Genomic DNA, 21,356 nt, shown 5'->3' on the forward strand with positions numbered 1-21,356 from the left:
CTCCGGTGAACACAATGGGAGCTACGAAGCTGTTGTCCGAGAAGCTGTTTCATCAGGCAAATCATCATGTTCAAAACCGCGGTACGGTGTTTTGTTCGGTCCGCTTCGGCAATGTCCTCGGTTCACGCGGTTCTGTTATTCCTATATTATTTGAACAGATGATGGATGGCGGCCCGCTCACCATTACGGATAAAAATATGACGAGGTTTTTTATGTCGATTGATGACGCAGCAATGCTTACCCTGCAATCTGCGGCGATTACAAAGGGCGGAGAAACGTTTATTTTTAAAATGGAGTCCCTGAGGCTTGAAGAACTGCTTCACGGGTTTGAGGAATATGCGATCCGGCACGGACTGCCGCGCCCCGCCGCTGTTGTAGTAGGAAAACGCCCCGGGGAGAAACTTCACGAAGAACTGACCTCCCCTCATGAAACGGAATCTTTATATGAATGGGGCAATCTTTACGCGATATTGCCGGACCCCACCAAACACCCTGAATTCAAGAGGGTCAATCTCCCCAGATATCAATCCGATCAAGCGCCGCTCATTACAACAGACACAGTCGTAAAGATTATTGAACGATTACATGAAGAAAAAAAAGCATAGAAAAAAGGCCTGTCTAAATCGGCAGGCCTCATTGCTGAGCTCTATTTCTCAAATAAATGCTGATAGGTTTCATAGCCTTCTTCCTTCAGCTTATCCTTCGGAATAAAACGGAGTGCCGCAGAGTTAATGCAATAACGGAGACCGGTCGGCCCAGGGCCGTCATTAAAAACGTGGCCCAAGTGGGAGTCCGCTGTTTTGCTTCTCACTTCCGTCCGGACCATCCCGTGGCTCGTGTCCAGTTTTTCGTCAACCTCTTCTTCCTCAATCGGTTTGGTAAAACTCGGCCATCCGCAATGAGAATCGAATTTATCCAGAGAAGTAAACAGGGGTTTTCCTGAAATGATATCAACATAAAGCCCCTCTTCTTTGTGATCCCAAAATTCATTTTGAAATGGCGGCTCTGTTCCGTTGTTTTGCGTGACTTCGTATTGCATGCGGTTTAATGATTTGATTTTTTCTTCTTTATTTAGAGCCATCCTATCTGTCCCTCCAATGTTCATCCAGAAATCCTTGACGTCCGGAGCCTACACGGTAGCGCCCGTAGTGATCAGGATTTTTCTTATAAAAATGCTGATGATAGCCTTCCGCTTCATAAAAAGGCTCAGCCTTTAAAATGTCTGTCACGATCGGCTTTTTAAAGATGCCGCTGTCTTCAAGCCGTTTTTTTGAGGCTTCAGCTATCTCTTTTTGTTCATCATTATGGTAATAAATCGCCGCCCGATATGAACTGCCGCGGTCCGCAAACTGGCCGCCTGCGTCAGTCGGGTCGATCTGCTGCCAAAACAGCTCGACAAGCTTTTCATACGGGAAAATGTCTGGTTGAAATGTGATTTGAACGGCTTCCCTGTGGCCGGTCGTTTCACTGCACACTTCTTCGTAAGTCGGATTCTCAGTATGGCCTCCTGTATAACCGGACACCACTCTTTCAATTCCGGGCTGTTCGTCAAACGGCTTCACCATGCACCAAAAACAGCCGCCTGCAAATGTGGCGATTTCTTTTTTTTCTGACATACGGGTGCCCTCCTTTGTTCATACGTGGTATTATTATATTATAGCATGTATAAACAGAATAAAAATAATTCTGCTTTCTTCAAGGGAAGCATAAGCCGAATACCGCGCTGACTACATATTGGAGGTTCATGATTTGAAAGTAAGAACACAAATGATGTATGATATGGAAGCTTTGCTTCGAAAAGTGTTTAAACAAATCAGAAATGAAGTTAATGAAATTCTAGATAAAGAGCTGTCCAGGAACGAATTCACCATTTTACGGATTCTCAGTGAACAAGGCCCTAAAAAAGTTACGGAATTCGCTCCCATTCTTGAGGTCTCCGCAAGCCACATTACCGCAGTGACCGACGCTTTAGTAGAAAAGGAATGGATCACCCGCATCCGTTCTAAAGAGGACAGACGAATTATCAGAATCCATATTACGGAAGACGGGGAGAAAATTGTCGATCATTTCAACCAGAAAAAAACAGAATACTTTTTTAAACGGTTTGACTGCTACTCTGATGAAGAGCTCGCAACGTTAATCAAACTGTTCAGCAAGCTGGATAAAAAACGCTGAAACGTAAAAAACACAAATCCCAGAAAGGATCTGTGTTTTTTTTTATGAAAACTTATTGCTTCGGATGATAATAGGAAAATTCAATTTCATCCGTGTCGAGATTGATTTTATCAGCCTTAACATACATACCGTTGTCTAATGGCATTTCCGACAGACGGACCTCAATGCTTTTATCACTTGGATGAACGTGCACAAATGACGGCAGTTCGTAAAAGCTGTCCATATAATTCAGCACAAAGCTGATCGGAAGGCTTAATTCACCTAATGAAAACTTCGTCACTTTCAGAACCACATCTCCGTTCTTTTGTACGGACGGTTCAAATGTGACAACCGCATTAATGGATGTTGAGAACGCCTTGATTTTACCGGCTACGTGCACGTCGTTATTGATGTCCACTTTGTAGTCAAGCTGATTCGATGCCTTCTCTTTTAAGTACGAATTCACAAACCTGGCAAGTGATTCTTTGGAGCTGGTGATATGAAAGCCGTACTCGCTTTTTGTCTCATCTTGTATTTTCGCCTGTTCTCCCGGTATAACCATCAATGTCACGATTACCGCGGCGGCAATCACATTGAGTGCAAGAAGAATAAAAAACAGCGATTTCCATTTCTTCATCATTTCACCCTATTCTGCTGGTAACCCTTGTTTTTCAATAGTGCCGTACAATCGATCGGCGATGAGTGCATACCCTTTTGCATTCGGATGAAAATCATCATCCTTTGAAATCCGGCTGCTGCCGCTTTTTTGACTGAACAAGTCTTCAACATTCACCGCGGCGGCGTGAGGATCTTTTTTCAGCTCTTTTGCAGCGATCTGGTTCCAATCAGTCACAACCCCGTTAATCTCTTTTAACTCAGGCAACGTAAATGTGAACGGATTGTACATGCTGACATACACCAGCTCAGCGTTTTGATTGTATTTGCGTATTTTTGAAATGATCGCCTTGAACCGTTTTTCAAAAGGTTTCTCTTCCTTTTGGAACGGCTGAACCGTCAGCTGCATAACGTTCTGGCGGAGCACCTTCATTAAATCATTACCGCCGATGGTAAAAAAGATATAATCGGCGCCCTTCAATGATTTCTGCACTTTTTTATCATCAAGCTTTTTAAGCAGGTCAGACGTCTTGTCGCCCTGCACCGCATAATTTTTAATATCTACCGTTTTCACATGTCCCTTTTTCTTAAGGGAATCCGCCACCTTGCCGACGTATCCTGAACCGTCAGAATCTCCTACTCCTTCAGTCAATGAATCTCCGACCGCAGCTATGACAATATGATCTTTCGTTTTCGGTTCTTCAGCATCAGAACCGGTGCGCTGGACAGAACAAGCTGATAAAAGCAAGGTCAGTCCGGCGATCAATGAGAACATTCGCAGCTTCAATCTGGTTGCTCCTTCCCCGTCTACTAGTGGAAAGTGTAACATGTTTTTTCAGATTTGAAAATGTCTAATCTGCCAGTTTACTTGAGCTTCTCAGCCGCTTTGACATCTGAGAGGATGTCATCATACGGAACTTTCTGCACGCCGTCATAATCTTTAAGCACCTTGCCGTCAGGTCCGACTAAATAAAAAGAAGTTTTATGTATAACCTGATCTTCCCCCTTCGGCTTGTTGACGATTGCTTTAAAGCTGTTCAGCGCAAAATCTTCAATGTCCTTTTGGCTGTAACCGGTCAGAAAATCCCAGTTGCGAAGTGAGAGCGGATATTTGGAAGCAAATGCTTTCAGCTGTTTAGGCGTATCATTTTCAGGATCTACACTGAACGACACAATCCGCACATCCGGGTTCTCAGCCTTCAGTCTTTTTTGCAGTTCAGTCATATGGGCTGTCATCGGCGGACAGACCGAATTACAATTTGTAAACATAAAATCCGCAATCCAGACATGCCCCTTCAGGCTTTTCAGTGACACTGTTTTTCCGTCTTGGTTCTGATAGGAAAACGGCTCAATCTGATAGTTCAGCGGGTCTTTTATCGTCTTCCCCCCGCAGGCGCACAAGAGCAGCAAACAGATGACGGCAGCGAAGCTTTTCATTTTTTTCATTTCCATTCCCCCCATGGATAAAACGCTTACATCATTCATCATAAAAAAATCCCCGCACCCTCTCTTATCAAAAGGAGGGCGCTAAGGAATGCGCGCCGTCATGCGTTATGTTTTAATATCTCTTGGTTGAAAACGGCCTCGTAATCTTTCCACTTCATACGGCGCTTAACATATTGTCGGAATGAATACACTGTTCTCACACTTCGTGAAGCAAAAACTTCTCTCAAATAAAGCTCAAGGTGCCGATGAATTTGAAAAAAATAATGTTCACCTTTCGTGACAACCGGTATTTCTGTCACTTTCACCTGAATCCCGTCCTGTCGTTTGAACTCTAGGCTTTTGAGTAACAAGATATCAATCCTTCTTTTTCGATTGTTTTCTTTTTATTATATACAATCTGAGAAAGCGTGTCTGTCATTTTGCGCGGCCGTTCTAAAAAAAGTCAGATTAACAGGTGGAACAGGTCCTGATCTTTATTCACTTCTACGTAATGAAATCCTTTTTGGTCCATCCGGGCAATGAGCGCGCCGTAATCTTCCCGATGTTTCAGCTCAATGCCGACCAATGCAGGTCCGCTGCTTTTATTATTTTTTTTCGTATATTCAAATCGGGTGATGTCATCATCAGGCCCGAGCACTTCATCAAGATATTCGCGAAGCGCTCCCGCCCTTTGCGGGAAATTAACGATAAAATAGTGCTGCAGCCCCTCATAAATCATGGAGCGTTCCTTCATCTCCTGCATTCTGCCGATGTCGTTATTCCCTCCGCTGACCACACAGATGACGTTTTTTCCTTTAATCTCTTCCTTGTACAGATCGAGTGCCGACACGGACAATGCGCCCGCCGGCTCAGCTACGATGGCGCATTGATTGTATAATTCGAGAATTGTGCTGCACACTTTTCCTTCCGGGACAAGAAGAATGTCATCAACTACGGTTTCAAGCGTCTGAAAAGTTTCCGCGCCGATTTTTTTTACAGCCGCCCCGTCAACAAATTTATCGATTTTCTCAAGTTCAATGACTTGTCCGGCTTTTTTCGATTCAAAATATGTAGCTGCGCCCTTCGGCTCCACCGCTATGATTTTTGTTTCCGGCGAAATGTTTTTCATGTACGTGCCGAGACCGGAAAGGAGTCCTCCTCCCCCTACACTCGCAAAGAGGAAATGCGGCTCAACGTCAATGTCATTTAAAATTTCAATGGCAGCCGTTCCCTGCCCCGCCATGACGTCCGGATCGTCAAACGGATGAATAAACGTGCGGTTTTCCTTTTCACAGCATTCCGCAGAACTCTTATATGCATCATCGAAAGTGTCACCCGTCAATATGATTTCAACAAATTCTTTTCCGAACAGCTCCACTTGAGATACCTTTTGTCTCGGTGTGGTTGACGGCATAAAAATCTTGCCGTGAATGCCGAGATGTTTGCATGAGAACGCAACCCCCTGCGCGTGGTTTCCCGCACTGGCGCAGACAATTCCGTTTTCAGTCTGCTCTTTTGAGAGCTGTCTCATTTTATTATAAGCCCCTCTGAGCTTAAATGATCTGACCACCTGAAGGTCTTCTCTTTTCAAATAGATATTGCAGTCATATCTCTCAGAAAGTCTGTCATTCCTCTGCAAAGGCGTATGTATCACAACGTCCTTTACGTTTTGGTGCGCTTTTAAAATGTCTTTTACCTGGATGAGAGAGTCTTCTTTAAGTAACGGTTTCATTTACAGAGTCCTTTCTTATTTAAATCCCTATTTAATATGCCATTATAACATGAATATTCAAATAATAAGATAATTATTTGAATTTCGTAAATAAAATTAAATAAACCGATTCGTGAGAAAAAGATATTTTCAAAGGTGAAAACATGTTATACTTAAACCAATTAGAACCAAAAGGAGCCAATTCATGACTGTAATTGAACAATCTGATCCCTTTCATCAGCTAGCCGGCGAACATAAATCCTTTTTAGAAACGAAACGATTGGCCGCCAAATTCGCCTTATCGGATCTGCCTGTCTTCATCACAGGTGAAGTCGGAACCGGAAAAAAACAAATGGCCGCAGCGATCCACCATAAATCCCGCAGAAACAGCGAACTATTTATTACCGTTCACTGCAGCCAAAGCGAAGAGCGGCTCAATCATGAACTGTTCTGTGCTGAAGGTGCATTAAATAGGGCCCGCCGCGGAACATTATTCTTATATGAAATCGGAGACATGCCGCTGTCGGTACAGGCCCGCCTTCTTTCGGAGCTTGATGCCGGGCTTTCCGCCCGCATCATTGCAAGCAGCACGGCGGATCTTGCCGATACGGAAAACACGTTCAGCAAAGATTTATTTTACAGGCTTCACGTGTTATGCCTTCCGCTCCCTGCTTTATCTGAACGAAAAGGCGATATACCGCTCCTTCTTCAGCATATGCTGGCAGCCTCTGGGCAGCAATTGCATCTCGATCCGTCCGTTTATCCGCTGTTTGAGCGGCACACCTTTAACGGCAACATCAGAGAGCTTCAAAACGCGGCGCATTATATGGCTTCGGCAGCCTCCGGCGGTACGATTTATCCCGAGGATGTCCCGCCGTATATCAAAAACAGCCAGAAAGCGAAAACCGCCAAGAAAAAAGAAAAGCGCCTGACATTGATGGAGAAAGAAGAATTTTTGTTTATTTTGGAATCAATCAAAGGCTTAAATGCCAAAGGCGAACCCGCCAGCAGACGGAGCATATCCGAATTAAGTGAGAACGGCACAATGACATTGACGCCTCAGCAGGTCAGAAACAGGCTTGATTACTTAGAAAAGATGAACTATGTCACAAAAGGCCGGGGACGCGCAGGAACAAAAATCACAATAGAAGGGTTAGGCTTTTTGCAGTCACTGCAAAAACAAATCCTTTAAAAGGAGGACATTTGATTGTTCACGATTAAAGAAGAAATCGCAAATGCCATCACACACGGAATCGGTGTATTGCTGTCGATTCCGGCGCTGATTTTTCTCATTATCTTCGCGGTAAAATACGGATCGCCGACAGACATCGCCAGCTTCTCGATTTTCGGCGCCTCAATGCTGCTTCTGTATCTCAGCTCGACTCTCCTGCACAGCATTCAGCATAAAAAAACGAAAGACATTCTTGAGATTGTGGATCACTCCGCGATTTACGTCTTGATAGCGGGGACATATACGCCATTTTTATTAGGGCCGCTTAAAGGCGCACTCGGCCTGACTCTTTTAATTATCGTTTGGTCGCTTGCCCTCGGAGGCATCGTGTTTAAAATCTTTTTCGTGAAGCGGTTTATCATTTTTTCAACGCTTGTCTATTTAATGATGGGCTGGCTGATTATCGTCGCCATTAAACCGCTGTACGCTTCGCTGTCAGGCCCGGGATTCGGCCTTCTTCTTCTCGGCGGCTTATTATATTCCGCCGGCACCATTTTTTATATTTGGAGAAAGATCCCGTTTCATCATGCCATTTGGCACAGCTTTGTTTTAGGCGGCAGCGCCTCAATGTTTTTCTGTATTTTATTTTATTGTGTCAAAGTTCCCTTTATCTGAAATAAAAAAGCACAGCCTCTCGTAAGGAGACTGTGCTTTTTTTATGCACGGAGACGTTTTTGAACGGCCGGATAATAAGCGGGCTTGACATGCAATTCAATGTCAGCCGGTTTCAGCCGTTTCAATAATCTGCCCCGAAGCAGCCGGTCTGTTCCCGTTGTGCTGACCGGAACAATCGGAAGATCAAAACGCAGGGCCAGTTCCTCCGGATTGATTTTGCCGTCTTCAGAAAGAATCAGGCTTTGTCCTTTTTGCAGGCTGACTTCCGCCTCCTGACGCACGTCCCGGCTTTCTCCGTCACAAATGACACCCATCAGTCTCAGCCAATTCCCCAGAAACGGCATCCGAAAAGCTTTCTTGCCGGCGATAAAACCAGCCGGATCTTCAAGATGTCCCGCAAGCAGTACAAGATCACCCACACCTAATCTCGGATGCACATACAATACAGGTCCGTCCGGTATCGGCCGATCATGATGAATGCTGATTACCGATCCCGACACGTCAATGCAGCCCCTCATAAACGCTTTCGGCTGTTCGTACACCCGTTTCATCTGTTTTTGAAAAGAAAGCCGCGGGTCAAGCTCTTTTTGATTGATATATTCCTGAATATTTTTCATGAACATAAATACAACGTACATGACAAGGCAGCCGTAACGAATCAATTCTTGTCCCCCTGCTTAATTCTTTTTCTCGTATACAAGGTACTCATAATCGTAAGGGTTTTTTTCATCTTTTACTCCCTGTCTGCGGGATGTCAATTCCCATTCAGCTTCATTAAACTCCGGAAAAAAACGGTCACCTTCAAAGACATGATGAATTTTAGTCATGTAGAGTCTGTCCGCATATGGAAAGAGCGCACTGTACAGCTGGGCGCCGCCGATTACAAAGCATTCTTCATTCCCCGGGATCAATTTGAGCACTTCCTCAGCCGAGGAAGCGACCGTACAGCCTTGAAATAAGGATTCGTCCCGTGAAGTTACAACGATGTTACGCCGATTCGGAAGCGGACGTCCGATTGATTCAAACGTTTTCCGCCCCATCACAATGGTATGTCCCGTCGTCACTTTTTTGAAATATGCGAGATCGTCCGGAAGGTGCCAAGGCAGATCGTTATCTTTTCCGATCAGCCGGTTTTCATCCATCGCAAAAATAAACGAAATCATACGCTGACAGCTCCTTTTATATGCGGATGCGGGTCATAATCCTCAATGATAAAGTCTTCAAACGTAAAATCAAAAATAGAATCAACGTTGCGCGCAAACCGCAGTTTCGGCAGCGGACGGACATCTCTTGTCAGCTGCAAATTCACCTGTTCCACATGGTTTTGATAAATGTGGACGTCTCCGAACGTATGAACAAACTCACCCGGTTCAAGACCCGTCACATGCGCGATCATCATTGTTAAAAGCGCATAAGACGCGATATTAAACGGCACGCCGAGAAAGACATCCGCCGACCGCTGGTAAAGCTGGCACGACAGTTTTCCGTCAGCGACATAAAACTGAAACAGGCAGTGGCAAGGAGGAAGCGCCATATGATCAATTTCGCCGACATTCCACGCACTGACGATTAAACGCCGGGAATTCGGATTGGTCTTGATGTCATGAACCAGCCGGGAGATTTGATCAATCGTCTCGCCGTCCGCTCCGCGCCATGAGCGCCATTGAGAGCCGTAAACCGGTCCAAGCTCTCCGTTTTCATCGGCCCATTCATTCCAGATGCGGACTCCGTTTTCCTGAAGGTAGCGGACATTCGTGTCTCCTTTTAAAAACCAAAGCAGCTCGTGCGCGATTGATTTAAAATGGAGCTTTTTCGTCGTAAGCATCGGGAAACCTTCCTGAAGATTAAACCGCATTTGGTAGCCGAACGTGCTGATCGTCCCCGTTCCCGTACGGTCTCCTTTTTTTTCTCCGTTTTCTAACACATGACGGCACAAATCTTTATATTGTTTCATCTTTTTCATCCTTTTAACGTAGTCTTTTAGTAGTGTAACACAATAAAAAATCATTTCTGCAAAATTTCTCAGAAATGATTTTTTTATTTCTTCACGTTATTACACGCTCATCCAGTCAGGCGGCGTATTCCGGTCCCAATAAATGCTGCCGAGCTCATGGTGTGATTGAAATCCGTCTTCAGCGGTATGGTAATGAAAATTAAACCAGTAGCCGTCTTGCGGAGGATGATCCCGGCGGACGTGGAATCTTAAAAGATCTTCACCCGTCAGCCTGTTATACACATGAAAAATTTTTTCGGTTTTTCCGGCCGACGGCTTGCTGGATATGACCACATCCTGATACGCTTCATCATCTTGGAACTTGGCTAAATGCCCTGTGATCACATCTTCGATTTTCGGCAGAATTTCACTTCTGTAATCATCTTCAATGACCGGAGAGATTTTGCTGCCGAATTTTAAAAATGCTTGATTTTCAGCATCACCGAGAAGCTGCTGCTGATACGATTGAAACGGTAATTCAGGCTCCCGCCCTGCCTTCTCTTCCCCCGGCAGGGAGTGTTCATCATAAAAAGCGGTGTAATCATTCTGCTCAAGACTGCTCGACTGTCCTGAAGGCTTGTCTGTCATCAGAGCAGCCGGAGGAGACACGAGCCCGAACGTTACAATGGTAAACAGAACCACAAGGGTCTTTTTCATCCACAATTTCATGATAGATAGTTCCCCTCTGTTTTATTGTCCTCTTGTCCCTATATTCTAGCATAGAACAAAGCGCGGCGTCATGTCCGGAAGCGCCTGATCATACAATATGGGAAATTGGTAACTGTGACCGAGCGGCTAAACCGCTTACAATAAGAAAGAGAAAAAGGAGGGGATGAGATGATTAACGCTTTATTTGCGACTGTATCACTTCTCACGCTGCTTTATTTTGTCGTCATGGAAATCACTGATTAACGAAAGAAAAGCTCATGAAATCATGAGCTTACATGAATGACACCGAAGTGGAAAAGCGCCGTTTTTCTTTTCAGCACCTTGAAGCCGTATCGTTCAAACCGCGGGCTTTTCCAATGGTCTTTAAGCACTACGCATTTTTTCGCCGCCCGAACGGCTTGCGTGATGCACTCTTCGTTAAAACCTTCTTCTGCCAGCGCACGGAGCGGCGCAATGCCGTCTGACGTTTCAACAGGTTCGTGAAACATCGGGTCAAAATAGATGACATCTACCGATGAATCAGGGAGCTCCCGCAAATAATCGGCGCAGTCGGCATGGTTGACTTGAATGCGTTTCATGGCGGCTTGCAGCGGTTCAATACCGGTTTCCCATGTTTGAAGGCCTGTTTTAACAAGCAATGAGACAAGCTCATTTTTCTCCAGGCCGATTACTTGTCCGCTTTTTCCGACAGCCATGCTTGCCAAAATCGCATCGGATGCCAGGCCGAGCGTGCAATCTAAAAAGGAGTCCCCTTCGCGTAAACCAGCTGCTTTTAACATCGGCTCGGCTTCCCCTCTCAATAACCGCTTTGCCCGGAACATCGCTGTATTCGGGTGAAAAAAGAACTTTTCCCCTTGCTTCGTGTAAAGTTCGAACCGTTCCTTTCCAATGACCAAAAGATCGTTTGCCGCTTGTTCCAGCATTTTTTCAATGGGCTGTTTATTGCGGCTGCAATAGGTGTCACCCAGCCTGTCACTGAGAGACTGTGCTGTGTGTATCGTATATTCGCTAGGTCTGTAACTGGTTGTGATCATTTATTTCTCCAAAAGAAAATGCCCGGAATTCGGGCATTTCAGCAGTGCTCATCGAAGGCATCCGTCAGATTTTTCATAATATCCTCCATGTCATGCCCTTCGATTTCGTGGCGGGGAATAAAGTGAACGACCTCTTTCCCTTTTAACAGCGCCATTGATGGCGAGGAAGGTTCCTGCCCCGTAAAATATTCACGCATTTTTGCAGTCGCATCTTTATCTTGACCGGCAAATACGGTAACCGTATGATCAGGCGCTTTTTCATGCTGTAAAACAGCCTGAGTCGCAGCCGGACGGGCAAGACCCGCGGCACAGCCGCACACGGAGTTGACAACGACCAATGTCGTGCCCTCAGCTTGTTCCATAAAGCTTTCCACTTCTTCCGCCGTCGTTAATTCCTGAAAACCCGCGCCCGTCAGCTCGCGGCGCATCGGCACGACCAGCTGGCGCATATATTCTTCATAAGCCATTGACATAAAAACAGCCCCCTCTAAAATCCTTATATGATGTCAAGGATACTATAGAGGGAGCCGGAATTCAATTGTTCAGGCCGCTGATTTAAATTTTCATGATTCCGCCCGTATTGGCGCTTGTCACGAGTTTGGAATACCGGGCAAGATATCCTGTTTTGACTTTCGGCTCAAAGCCTTTCCAATTCGCCTTACGTTTTTCCCATTCCTCTTCAGACACTTGCACATCCAAAATCCGTTTTTCTATGTCAACGATGACATGGTCTCCGTTTTCGACGAATGCGAGCGGGCCGCCCTCAGCCGCTTCAGGGGATACGTGGCCGATTGAAAGGCCGCGGGACGCCCCTGAAAAACGTCCGTCTGTAATAAGCGCCACTTTCGGGCCGAGCCCCATTCCGACAATCTGAGAAGTCGGAGCGAGCATCTCCGGCATGCCAGGGCCTCCTTTTGGACCTTCATAACGGATAATGACAACGTCTCCTTCTTTTACTTTGCGGTTTATAATCCCTTCAAGCGCGGCATCCTGGGAATCAAAGACGACAGCGGGGCCTTCGTGTCTTGTAATCCCGTCTTGTACGCCGCCTGTTTTGATAATGGCGCCATCCGGAGCCAGATTCCCAAACAGCACGGCCAAACCGCCTTTTTCGGTAAATGGATTGTCAAGCGGATGAATCACGTCATAATCCTTTACTTCATGACCTGCTATTGTTTCTCCGAGTGTCCGGCCTGTCACAGTCAGCGCGTCAAGATGAAGCGCGCCTTCTTTTTTCGCCAATTCATTAAGGGCCGCAGAGACTCCGCCCGCTTCGTGCAGGTCTTCAATGAAGACGTCTGAGGCCGGCGCCAATTTCGATAAGTGAGGTACTCGTTCTGCCACTTCGTTAATGCGTTCTAATGAGTACTCGACTCCCGCTTCATTGGCAAGCGCAAGCGTATGAAGCACTGTGTTGGTTGAGCCGCCGAGAGCCATGTCTAACGCAAACGCGTTGTCAATCGCTTTTTCGGTGACGATATCGCGCGGCTTAATGTCCTTTTTGATGGTTTCCATCAATTGAGCCGCTGATTTTCTCACAAACTCTCTTCTTTCCGGAGAAGCCGCAAGAATTGTTCCGTTGCCCGGAAGCGCCAAACCGAGCGCTTCAGACAGACAGTTCATCGAGTTTGCCGTAAACATGCCTGAACAAGATCCGCACGTCGGACAGCCGAACTGTTCCAGCTCCTGCAGTTCGCCTTCACCGATTTTCCCGGCTTGATAGGCGCCGACGCCTTCAAATACTGAAGAAAGCGAGATCTTGCGGCCGTCGCTTGTGCGGCCGGCTGCCATCGGCCCTCCGCTGACGAAAATGGTCGGGATATTAATCCGCATAGCCGCCATCAGCATTCCCGGCGTAATTTTATCACAGTTCGGAATGCAGACCATTCCGTCAAACCAGTGCGCCGAGACGACCGTTTCAACTGAATCGGCAATGATTTCACGGCTCGGCAGCGAATATCTCATGCCGATATGCCCCATTGCGATTCCGTCATCTACTCCGATTGTGTTAAATTCAAAAGGCACTCCGCCCGCTTCCCTGATTGCTTCTTTTACGATTTTTCCAAATTCCTGCAGATGAACATGTCCGGGAACGATATCGATGTATGAATTGCAGACCGCGATAAACGGCTTGCCGAAGTCTTCTTCTTTTACGCCGGCAGCGCGAAGCAGGCTGCGGTGCGGCGCTCTGTCAATTCCCTGTGTGATCATGTTGCTGCGTAATTCTGCCATGGTGATCCCCCTACTGTTTTTAGACTGTGCGATATTTTTAAAATTTTCAGTTTATTTAAGGGCGCATTCTGTATATATTTCCAGTTACAGCGTTTCCGCCCTGTCCGTTTTCGTATTCTTTTTGTATATCGATAAAAACCCTCCAACAATTAATATTGTACTTACTATATAGAGTTTTGAATCATTTTTCAACAATATTCTAAATAATTTTTATAAAAAGTGAATTCAAGTAAAAAAGGTGCATAGCGCACCTTTTTATTACTGCTGTTCTTTTTTTCTGCTTTCAGTCATTTGTTTCCAGACTGAACCTTTCGCCTCTTCTCCGTGCTCAATCCGTTCAATCGCCATTTTGACTTGCAGGCTGACTTCGAATTCCGGGTCGTCTTCCGCCGCTTTTAATGCTTCCAGCGCTGTTTCATCGCCGACTTCATATAAAAACATGGCCGCGCGCCAGCGCACGAGCTTGCTTGAGTCACTGAGCGATTTTATCATTGCCGGGATGGCGCTCGCATCGCCGATATCTGACAGGCAGTCACCCGCCGTCCTTCTGACCGTCACCGTTTTGTCTTCAAGCGCTTTGTATAGCAGCGGAAGCACAGACGGCTTTTCGATCATTCCTAAATAGACGACGGCTTGTCTTCTGATCGATGTCTTCGGATCATGAAGCGCTTTTTCCAATACAAGTAAATCGTCTTCATCCGGGTCCATTTGCTCAAGATGGGCATAGCGCTGTTTCCAGTCTTCATCATCGAGCATATCCGGTGTCACTTTATAAGCTTTCCGCTGCACTGCCGGCTTGGCCTCACCTTTTTGCTGTGCGGCCGCTTCGGTCAGGCGTTTGAGCCGCTCATCACTGTAAGCAGCCTGAAGCTCTTCTGTGACATCGTGTCCGATTTCGGTAAAATCTCCGAAGCGGACGCCTTGTTCTTTCCAGGAGCGCTCAAATACGACATTTGAGGCTTCTGAACGCAGCTTTAATATGGCTTCTTGAAAACGTTCCGGAAGGCCGAACCGTTCTTCACGTTCGCCGTCTGTCAATTTGACCTGCATCGGGATTCCGCTGAACATTTGGACGAAAACCTTCACTTCTCCGAATGATTCCTGTTCAGAACGGCTCTCAGACTGCTCCGTTTGTTCCATTCCGAAGGCTGATCGGACTTGCGGCAAAATTTCCTTCCAGTCAAAACGGGCGTTTCTCTCCACAGCCAAAAAATCAGCAACATGATAAACGCCTTTTACTCCCTCAATCTTTAAAATATCACGTACGACGGCCGGAGCATCTTCTGCCTGATCCGGCTTGTAATTGTTGCTTTTGCCTGCCGGAAGCTCTTCGGTCAAGATCACTTTCATCGTGTTCGGACTCGGCGTCGGTTCTATTGATTTAATCTTCATATTGGTCCTCCTATGCACAATCTGACACTTATTCTAACACAGCCTGCACAAGCGTTCTATTGCCCCGCTTAGCTTTTTGCCATGCGGCCTCTTTTTGAATGCGGGCGGCAAACTGCAATAGAAATTGATGCCGCCCCCCTGCCAACCCGGCCCCTGTTTTTGTATTCATTAAGCCGATACCCGCAGAGCGCCGATCGCATCAAGCATGTCTGCATCCTGAAACAACTTTTCCTTCCAATGAAAGCGGCCGCTTTTTCAGCAGTTCCCTGTGCAAAAAAGACATCCCCGTGATCATATCCGCAATCTCCTGAATGGAGTCATGCGCGATGTTGAAAGAGCATCACTCCGCCCGCCGTCAGCCTTTCTTTGAACTTATCATCAATTAGATCATGAACCAGCGCGGCCGCCTCGGTGCGCCTTCTTCTTTTGCAATACAAACAGGAAGTGTTGCGATCCGGGAATGAAGCCAGTCATGGCCCGTTCTTTCATTGATAAGCTGTTCTTTTTCTTTTCGTTCACCGTGTCACCTCTTATAGAGCCAAAAGCTTCTGTACTGTATCTTCAAGCTCCTTCGGGTTGACGTTTGGAGAAAAACGCCCGGTGACCTCGCCGTTTCGGTCCACAATAAACTTAGTGAAATTCCATTTAACCGCCTTTGTGCCGAGCATTCCCTTCGCCTTCTCCGTCAAATATGTGAAAAGAGGGTGAGCGTCTGCTCCATTGACATCCACTTTCGCAAACATCGGGAATGTGACGCCGTAATTTTTCACACAGAATTCCTGAATTTCCGCCTCGTTTCCAGGCTCTTGGTTCATAAATTGATTGCAGGGAAATCCTAATATTTCAAGCCCTTCCTCCCGGTATGTATCATAGAGCTCCTGAAGCTGCTTGAGCTGGGACGTGAACCCGCATTTGCTCGCTGTATTCACAATGATCAACACCTTGCCCCTGTAAGCCGATAGCGTCATGTCTTCGCCAGTTATGGTCCGTACGTTTATGTCGTAGATTGTCATCTGCGCCCCTCCTACTTTCATTCTTCATTTATTTTAACTGTTTTACAATGCAAAACAAACGGAAACCGCTTTTCCCTTCCATTTACCGGTAAACATTTTTTTCGAGGAACCAAACGGCTCTTTGCCCGTCATAATAAAGAGCCGCCCCGAATTTATGCCCATTTGCCGCTTTCATCCTGTCTTTATGCGTTAATTGCGGCTTATTACGCCGGGATGGATTGAAAAATGGCTTAAAAATTTCTATAATGAAGAAAATTAACGGGGAATAACGGAGGTGGCATGTTGCCTATTAATATACCAAATCACCTGCCCGCTAAGCAGGTGCTTGAAAGTGAACACATCTTTGTAATGGATGAAAGCCGGGCTTTTTCTCAGGATATCCGGCCGCAGAAGATCGTGATTTTAAATCTGATGCCGAAAAAAATCCAAACGGAAACCCAGCTCCTCAGGCTGCTTGGGAATTCGCCTTTACAAGTTCACTTTACGTTCCTAATTCCGAGCACACATACTCCAAAAAATACAGCAAGGCAGCATTTGGATGAATTTTATACGGAATTTTCCAGCATCCGCCACAAACGGTTTGACGGAATGATTATTACCGGCGCTCCGATTGAGCACCTGCCGTTTGAAGATGTTTCTTACTGGGAAGAATTAAAGGAAATTATGGAGTGGAGCAAAACGAACGTCACTTCAACGCTCCATATCTGCTGGGGAGCTCAAGCCGGTTTATACCACCATTACGGCATTGAAAAAACGGAGCTGCCGAAAAAAATCTTCGGAGTGTTTGAGCATACCGTTCTTAAAAAACACGAGAGATTGGTAAGAGGCTTTGACGAGCTATACTATGTGCCCCACTCACGGCATACAGATATTAATACGGAGCAGCTGAAATCAGCTTCAGATCTGGATGTGCTGAGCGTTTCAGAAGAAGCCGGTGTCTGTTTAATCGTTTCTAAAGACGAAAAGCAGATTTTCTTAACGGGTCACCCGGAATACGATACTGATACGCTTCTTCAAGAGTATGAGAGGGATATAGAAAGAAAGCTTTCAAACGTAGAAGCTCCTAAGCACTATTTTGCACCCGGCGGGAATGAACCTGTAAACCGCTGGAAGGCTCATGCGACGTTATTGTTTATGAATTGGCTGAATTATTATGTATATCAGGAAACCCCGTATGAATGGGATTAATTTTTGTTTTGAGTGATACGGTGACAAAAATATGATAAAATACTCTTGATTCAGTATGGGTATAACAGAACTTTAAAATACTGGAACATATCAATTAAATTTAGTTTAAATATGTTGCCGCGCTTATTATAAAATGATGTACTTGTGTTATGTTTATCTATAGACAATAACTCCTTACGATGCATGAAGCTTGCTTGTTGTTGATTACATTGAGGTGAATTTACTTGAATACCAATAAAAAAGTATTAATTTTGACTGCAAATTACGGAAACGGACATGTTCAAGTGGCCAAAACGCTCTACGAACAATGTCTGCGTCTCGGCTTAGATGTTACGGTTTCCAATTTGTATCAAGAGTCAAATCCGATTGTTTCAGAGGTTACTCAATACCTTTATTTAAAAAGCTTCTCAATCGGGAAACAGTTTTATCGTTTGTTTTATTACGGAGTTGACAAAATCTATAATAAACGCAAATTCAATATTTATTTTAAAATGGGAAATAAACGTCTGGGCCAGCTCGTCGAAGAGCATAAGCCGGACATTATAATCAATACATTTCCGATGATTGTCGTACCGGAATACAGACGGAGAACCGGAAAAGTGATCCCGACGTTCAACGTTATGACCGATTTCTGCCTTCACAAAATCTGGGTTCATGAAAATGTGGATAAATACTATGTCGCCACGGATTATGTGAAGGAAAAACTGATTGAAATCGGCACTCATCCGAACAACGTAAAGATCACAGGCATTCCCATCAGGCCTCAATTCGAGGAAACGATGCCGAAAGAACCGATTTATAAAAAATACAATCTTTCTCCCGACAAAAAAGTGCTTCTTATTATGGCGGGAGCGCATGGTGTGCTGAAAAACGTAAAAGAACTGTGTGAAAACCTCGTTCATGACGATCAGGTCCAGGTTGTAGTGGTATGCGGCAAAAACGGCTCGCTGAAAGAATCACTCAGCAGCTTGGAAAGCGGCAACACCGATCGGCTGAAAGTGCTCGGCTATGTAGAAAGAATCGACGAGCTGTTCCGGATTACGGACTGCATGATTACCAAACCGGGCGGCATCACGCTGACGGAAGCGACAGCGATCGGCGTACCGGTTATTTTGTACAAACCCGTGCCAGGACAGGAAAAGGAAAATGCCATTTTCTTTGAAGACCGCGGTGCGGCTGTCGTGGTCAACCGCCACGAAGAAATTTTAGAGTCTGTCACCTCCCTTCTTGCGGATGAGGAAAAGCTGAACCGGATGAAGGACAATATTAAAAGCCTTCACCTCCCCAACTCTTCTGAAGTCATTTTGCAGGACATTATAAAAGAATCTGAACTGATGGCCGGGAAGGCAGATATGGCAATGTCATAACAAAAAGCACACGAATGACTCGTGTGCTTTTTGTTCGGATAAGTTTTGCCGCTGGAAAAATAAAGATAAAAAATAGAGAGCGGCCGCTTGACGCCCGCTCCCATTTGGTGTATAGTTGAACCATCATTTAACAACGTTTACATACGTACCGTTGGATGATGACAAAATTTTTTTTAGCACGAAGGTGCTACAGTACTAGGAGGAATTAAGCAATATGCAAAACGGTAAAGTAAAATGGTTCAATAACGAAAAAGGATTCGGCTTCATCGAAGTTGAAGGCGGAGACGATGTATTTGTTCACTTCACTGCTATCGAAGGAGAAGGATACAAATCATTAGAAGAAGGACAAGAAGTTTCTTTTGAAATTGTCGAAGGTAATCGTGGACCTCAAGCTTCTAATGTTGTAAAACTCTAAACTCAATACATGTTGGTCAGATGACAAATAGAGGAGAGGCGTATGCCTCTCCTATTTGATTGCCGTCTGAATCTCGATTGCTACAATATTCTGCTTGCACCGCTGCTCGATTTCTTCAATTTGTTTCTCCATTGACGGCATTCCTTTTTTTGCCATTTCCGCTAAACTTCCCAAATCACCGTATATTTCTTTAAATGTCTGCTGAAGGATTGTTTTTAAATCTTTATCATTCACGGCTGGTTTTTCCCTTCTCTCCCAAGATACCCTGAATAATAGTAAATAAGCCCTAATTATCAGGTTCAATAGTTATATCGGCTTATTTTCTATAATTTTTTCTATTTTCCATACATATTTCTAAAAAAAATCTCCAAACTATTTGCGGAGGTGTTTTTTATGGACTCTGAATTTTTTCCAAACGGACTGACGGATAAACGCCAGCTTGAATTAGCAGTGGAAACGGCCCAGAAAACAACAGGCGCGGCTACTCGGGGTCAAAATTCAACTTTGGTTGAATCTGCTTACCAGGCGATTCAGGATGCGAGAACGATGTCACAATCCAGTGAACTGCAGGCACTCGATCAAGATTTCCTGCAAAAGCAGCGAATGCTTTTGGACGATTGCCAGCATCAGCTCGATGAATTCAAAAAATAAAACCGCAAAAGCTGCGGTTTTATTTTTTATTGATTTGTCAGCACCTTGCCGTAGGCTTTCAGTTTCTCCCCCACCGTGCATTGATTAATGCAGAAAGAATGGGCGTGCGTTTTTCCGAACTCCTTGCGGAAATGCTTTTTAACAAAGCAGTCTTTGCAATATTCATCCTGAAGCTCTGTCAATTCTTTATAAATGTTTTTTTTATCCAATATCAGTCATCTCCGTTACCTTCTAGTATAATGCGGCTTTCAATCTGCCGGCCGGCCGAAAGAATTTTTCTGGCAAGGTCATCCGCTTCTTGATTTTCCTTTCGGTTTACGGCTTCATATGTCGGTGTCAGCTTTAAGGATTCGAGCAGCGCTTCAATTTTATCGAGCCAGTCGTTTTGCGTATCATCATAGCACGGCCAGCTGCCGTCAAGCTGATGCAAAACGACGAGGGAATCCCCTTTTATCGTGATTGAATTTCTGCTTGCGCCAAGTTCCTGCACTTCCTTAAGCGCTTCGTACAATGCGGCATATTCCGCCTCATTGTTCGTCTGAAGCGTTAAGCTTTTGTTTTTCCGTATGCGGTGGCGCTTGCCGCCGAGAGAATAATACACGACAATTCCGAGTCCGGCTAAGCCGCTTTTTTTGTCAAATCCGCCATCGAAATACACCGTAATGTCGTCAGGTTCGTGCGCAAGCTCTTCCGTAAGTTTTTCCAGCTCTTTCAGCGTCCAGCTTGCGCCTTTTTCATCCTCAAAGTAAATGTCTTTTATATAAGGAAAGCGGCTGACTTCTCTTGCAAGCATGCGCGCTTTCGGAACGGTCAGCCAATCTTCAGAAAAAAACGCGACTGGTCCTGTTCCTTTTGCTTCTATTTCGATATACGGCTTAAGATTCATTGAAATCACCTTACCATTCATTAGTTGACGGGCGTGTGCTATAATCAAACCATTCTCAAATTGAAAGGAAGTCAGCAGGTTTTGTTTAATGATGTATTATGGGTTTTATTTGCGATCATTCATTTTATCATTGTTCTTTTGTTTTATAAAGGATTTGGCAAAACGGGCCTATTTGTATGGATCGGTTTCGCCACGGTGTGCGCCAACTTGCAGGTCGTCAAAACAGTTGAGCTGTTCGGTCTTACGGCGACACTCGGAAATATCATGTACGGCACCGTTTTCTTCGCAACGGATGTGCTGAACGAAAAATACGGTCCCCGGGAAGCGCGCAAAGCCGTCTGGCTCGGCTTTTCCACTTTGCTCGCTTTGACATGCGCCATGCAGGGGGCTCTTTTATATAAACCGGCTGCGTCAGATATCGCGCAGCCTGCCCTTGAGACAATTTTCGGTTTTCTGCCGCGTGTTGCGCTCGGGAGCCTCTTGGCTTTTATTTTCAGCCAAACGATAGATGTTTATGTATATTCCGCCATTCGGCGAATCTTTCCTTCAGATCGGCTTCTCTGGCTCAGAAACAGCGGAAGCACGGCACTCAGCCAATTGCTGGATACATTTATCTTCACTGCCGTGGCCTTTATCGGTGTTTATTCTGCGGGAGTATGGTTCAGCATTTTTATTTCAACTTATCTGATTAAATTTGCGGTATCACTCATTTCTGTCCCATATGCATATGCGGCAAAACGAATGACACCGAACGGAGAGTGACGG

28 protein-coding genes and 2 pseudogenes are annotated in these 21,356 nt (G+C 45.3%); 10 read left to right on the forward strand and 20 right to left on the reverse strand.

Annotated features, from left to right (window positions below):
* The coding region (locus AD710_RS17605; RefSeq protein WP_231595063.1) for a polysaccharide biosynthesis protein at positions 1 to 605 on the forward strand (605 nt) is incomplete at its 5' end.
* Positions 606 to 646: 41 nt separating this feature from the next.
* Here the strand turns inward: AD710_RS17605 and msrB are convergent.
* Together msrB and msrA are read right to left on the reverse strand one after the other, a co-directional pair.
* Positions 647 to 1,081: a peptide-methionine (R)-S-oxide reductase MsrB gene (gene msrB, locus AD710_RS17610; RefSeq protein WP_016936674.1), complete on the reverse strand. Its 435-nt coding sequence runs from the start codon at positions 1,079 to 1,081 to the stop codon at positions 647 to 649.
* A gap of 1 nt (position 1,082) precedes the next feature.
* Positions 1,083 to 1,616 carry a peptide-methionine (S)-S-oxide reductase MsrA gene (gene msrA / locus AD710_RS17615; protein WP_016936675.1) on the reverse strand — a complete coding sequence of 178 codons (534 nt, stop codon included), beginning with the start codon at positions 1,614 to 1,616 and terminating at the stop codon, positions 1,083 to 1,085.
* A gap of 133 nt (positions 1,617 to 1,749) precedes the next feature.
* On the opposite strand from msrA, the gene AD710_RS17620 reads away from it, so the two are divergent.
* Positions 1,750 to 2,175: a MarR family transcriptional regulator gene (locus tag AD710_RS17620; protein WP_013352592.1), complete on the forward strand. Its 426-nt coding sequence runs from the start codon at positions 1,750 to 1,752 to the stop codon at positions 2,173 to 2,175.
* Between the two features lie 52 nt (positions 2,176 to 2,227).
* On the opposite strand, the gene AD710_RS17625 is transcribed toward AD710_RS17620, so the two are convergent.
* The 5 genes from AD710_RS17625 to ilvA form a co-directional block, all read right to left on the reverse strand.
* Positions 2,228 to 2,791 carry a YpmS family protein gene (locus AD710_RS17625; protein WP_049628649.1) on the reverse strand — a complete coding sequence of 188 codons (564 nt, stop codon included), beginning with the start codon at positions 2,789 to 2,791 and terminating at the stop codon, positions 2,228 to 2,230.
* 9 nt (positions 2,792 to 2,800) lie between these two features.
* A complete protein-coding gene (locus tag AD710_RS17630) occupies positions 2,801 to 3,556 on the reverse strand; it encodes an SGNH/GDSL hydrolase family protein (RefSeq protein ID WP_049628650.1) in 756 nt (251 codons plus the stop codon).
* Between the two features lie 77 nt (positions 3,557 to 3,633).
* On the reverse strand, positions 3,634 to 4,215 hold the full coding sequence (locus tag AD710_RS17635; protein WP_029575231.1) for an SCO family protein: 582 nt from the start codon (positions 4,213 to 4,215) through the stop codon (positions 3,634 to 3,636).
* A gap of 98 nt (positions 4,216 to 4,313) precedes the next feature.
* Positions 4,314 to 4,565 carry a DUF2535 family protein gene (locus AD710_RS17640; RefSeq protein ID WP_016936679.1) on the reverse strand — a complete coding sequence of 84 codons (252 nt, stop codon included), beginning with the start codon at positions 4,563 to 4,565 and terminating at the stop codon, positions 4,314 to 4,316.
* Between the two features lie 92 nt (positions 4,566 to 4,657).
* A complete protein-coding gene (gene ilvA, locus AD710_RS17645) occupies positions 4,658 to 5,926 on the reverse strand; it encodes a threonine ammonia-lyase IlvA (RefSeq protein ID WP_016936680.1) in 1,269 nt (422 codons plus the stop codon).
* Between the two features lie 184 nt (positions 5,927 to 6,110).
* On the opposite strand from ilvA, the gene AD710_RS17650 reads away from it, so the two are divergent.
* Positions 6,111 to 7,097 carry a sigma 54-interacting transcriptional regulator gene (locus AD710_RS17650; protein WP_049628651.1) on the forward strand — a complete coding sequence of 329 codons (987 nt, stop codon included), beginning with the start codon at positions 6,111 to 6,113 and terminating at the stop codon, positions 7,095 to 7,097.
* A 15-nt stretch (positions 7,098 to 7,112) separates the two neighbouring features.
* The gene (gene trhA / locus AD710_RS17655) at positions 7,113 to 7,751 is read left to right on the forward strand and encodes a PAQR family membrane homeostasis protein TrhA (RefSeq protein ID WP_045926136.1); all 639 of its coding nucleotides are present in this window, start codon (positions 7,113 to 7,115) and stop codon (positions 7,749 to 7,751) included.
* A 41-nt stretch (positions 7,752 to 7,792) separates the two neighbouring features.
* On the opposite strand, the gene AD710_RS17660 is transcribed toward trhA, so the two are convergent.
* The 10 genes and pseudogenes from AD710_RS17660 to AD710_RS17705 all read right to left on the reverse strand — a co-directional run bounded on the left by AD710_RS17660 (position 7,793) and on the right by AD710_RS17705 (position 16,084).
* Positions 7,793 to 8,413 (reverse strand): lysophospholipid acyltransferase family protein, encoded by a 621-nt coding sequence (locus tag AD710_RS17660; RefSeq protein ID WP_045926135.1) that lies wholly within the window; start codon positions 8,411 to 8,413, stop codon positions 7,793 to 7,795.
* Positions 8,414 to 8,428: 15 nt separating this feature from the next.
* Positions 8,429 to 8,914 (reverse strand): dihydrofolate reductase, encoded by a 486-nt coding sequence (locus tag AD710_RS17665; RefSeq protein ID WP_016936684.1) that lies wholly within the window; start codon positions 8,912 to 8,914, stop codon positions 8,429 to 8,431.
* The gene (locus AD710_RS17670) at positions 8,911 to 9,705 is read right to left on the reverse strand and encodes a thymidylate synthase (protein WP_016936685.1); all 795 of its coding nucleotides are present in this window, start codon (positions 9,703 to 9,705) and stop codon (positions 8,911 to 8,913) included. The genes AD710_RS17665 and AD710_RS17670 overlap by 4 nt, the downstream gene beginning before the upstream one ends.
* 99 nt (positions 9,706 to 9,804) lie before the next feature.
* Positions 9,805 to 10,413, reverse strand: coding sequence for a YpjP family protein (locus AD710_RS17675; RefSeq protein ID WP_016936686.1), 609 nt, complete (start codon positions 10,411 to 10,413; stop codon positions 9,805 to 9,807).
* A gap of 263 nt (positions 10,414 to 10,676) precedes the next feature.
* Positions 10,677 to 11,447: a class I SAM-dependent methyltransferase gene (locus AD710_RS17680; protein WP_049628652.1), complete on the reverse strand. Its 771-nt coding sequence runs from the start codon at positions 11,445 to 11,447 to the stop codon at positions 10,677 to 10,679.
* Between the two features lie 38 nt (positions 11,448 to 11,485).
* A complete protein-coding gene (locus AD710_RS17685; protein WP_049628653.1) occupies positions 11,486 to 11,920 on the reverse strand; it encodes a BrxA/BrxB family bacilliredoxin in 435 nt (144 codons plus the stop codon).
* 82 nt (positions 11,921 to 12,002) lie between these two features.
* Positions 12,003 to 13,679, reverse strand: coding sequence for a dihydroxy-acid dehydratase (gene ilvD, locus AD710_RS17690; RefSeq protein ID WP_049628654.1), 1,677 nt, complete (start codon positions 13,677 to 13,679; stop codon positions 12,003 to 12,005).
* 258 nt (positions 13,680 to 13,937) lie between these two features.
* The gene (locus tag AD710_RS17695; protein ID WP_049628655.1) at positions 13,938 to 15,071 is read right to left on the reverse strand and encodes a conserved virulence factor C family protein; all 1,134 of its coding nucleotides are present in this window, start codon (positions 15,069 to 15,071) and stop codon (positions 13,938 to 13,940) included.
* A gap of 33 nt (positions 15,072 to 15,104) precedes the next feature.
* A pseudogene (locus tag AD710_RS20385) lies at positions 15,105 to 15,564 on the reverse strand (HD domain-containing protein).
* Between the two features lie 37 nt (positions 15,565 to 15,601).
* Positions 15,602 to 16,084, reverse strand: a complete 483-nt coding sequence (locus AD710_RS17705) for a glutathione peroxidase (protein ID WP_045926132.1) — start codon at positions 16,082 to 16,084, stop codon at positions 15,602 to 15,604.
* 282 nt (positions 16,085 to 16,366) lie between these two features.
* On the opposite strand from AD710_RS17705, the gene metA reads away from it, so the two are divergent.
* From metA to cspD, 4 genes and pseudogenes are all read left to right on the forward strand, one after another.
* Complete coding sequence (gene metA, locus AD710_RS17710; protein WP_049628656.1) at positions 16,367 to 17,272, forward strand: homoserine O-acetyltransferase MetA; 906 nt, start codon at positions 16,367 to 16,369, stop codon at positions 17,270 to 17,272.
* A 224-nt stretch (positions 17,273 to 17,496) separates the two neighbouring features.
* Positions 17,497 to 18,639 (forward strand): diglucosyl diacylglycerol synthase, encoded by a 1,143-nt coding sequence (locus AD710_RS17715; protein WP_016936692.1) that lies wholly within the window; start codon positions 17,497 to 17,499, stop codon positions 18,637 to 18,639.
* 87 nt (positions 18,640 to 18,726) lie between these two features.
* Positions 18,727 to 18,838, forward strand: a pseudogene (locus AD710_RS19690) (hypothetical protein); the annotation flags it as partial.
* 15 nt (positions 18,839 to 18,853) lie between these two features.
* Positions 18,854 to 19,054: a cold-shock protein CspD gene (gene cspD, locus AD710_RS17720; protein ID WP_003153604.1), complete on the forward strand. Its 201-nt coding sequence runs from the start codon at positions 18,854 to 18,856 to the stop codon at positions 19,052 to 19,054.
* Positions 19,055 to 19,105: 51 nt separating this feature from the next.
* On the opposite strand, the gene AD710_RS17725 is transcribed toward cspD, so the two are convergent.
* Positions 19,106 to 19,288: a hypothetical protein gene (locus AD710_RS17725; protein ID WP_049628657.1), complete on the reverse strand. Its 183-nt coding sequence runs from the start codon at positions 19,286 to 19,288 to the stop codon at positions 19,106 to 19,108.
* 159 nt (positions 19,289 to 19,447) lie between these two features.
* Here AD710_RS17725 and AD710_RS17730 point away from each other — a divergent pair, with 159 nt between their 5' ends.
* Positions 19,448 to 19,705 carry a DUF2564 family protein gene (locus AD710_RS17730; protein WP_016936693.1) on the forward strand — a complete coding sequence of 86 codons (258 nt, stop codon included), beginning with the start codon at positions 19,448 to 19,450 and terminating at the stop codon, positions 19,703 to 19,705.
* A 26-nt stretch (positions 19,706 to 19,731) separates the two neighbouring features.
* Here AD710_RS17730 and AD710_RS17735 read toward each other — a convergent pair whose 3' ends face one another.
* Together AD710_RS17735 and AD710_RS17740 are read right to left on the reverse strand one after the other, a co-directional pair.
* The gene (locus tag AD710_RS17735; protein WP_049628658.1) at positions 19,732 to 19,914 is read right to left on the reverse strand and encodes a zinc-finger domain-containing protein; all 183 of its coding nucleotides are present in this window, start codon (positions 19,912 to 19,914) and stop codon (positions 19,732 to 19,734) included.
* A 2-nt stretch (positions 19,915 to 19,916) separates the two neighbouring features.
* Complete coding sequence (locus AD710_RS17740; protein WP_049628659.1) at positions 19,917 to 20,591, reverse strand: ribonuclease H family protein; 675 nt, start codon at positions 20,589 to 20,591, stop codon at positions 19,917 to 19,919.
* An 81-nt stretch (positions 20,592 to 20,672) separates the two neighbouring features.
* Here AD710_RS17740 and AD710_RS17745 point away from each other — a divergent pair, with 81 nt between their 5' ends.
* Positions 20,673 to 21,353 (forward strand): queuosine precursor transporter, encoded by a 681-nt coding sequence (locus AD710_RS17745; protein ID WP_045926130.1) that lies wholly within the window; start codon positions 20,673 to 20,675, stop codon positions 21,351 to 21,353.
* Positions 21,354 to 21,356 lie beyond the last annotated feature (3 nt).

It is taken from the genome of Bacillus sp. JFL15, from assembly GCF_001184225.1.
Classification (GTDB): Bacteria; Bacillota; Bacilli; order Bacillales; family Bacillaceae; genus Bacillus; species Bacillus siamensis.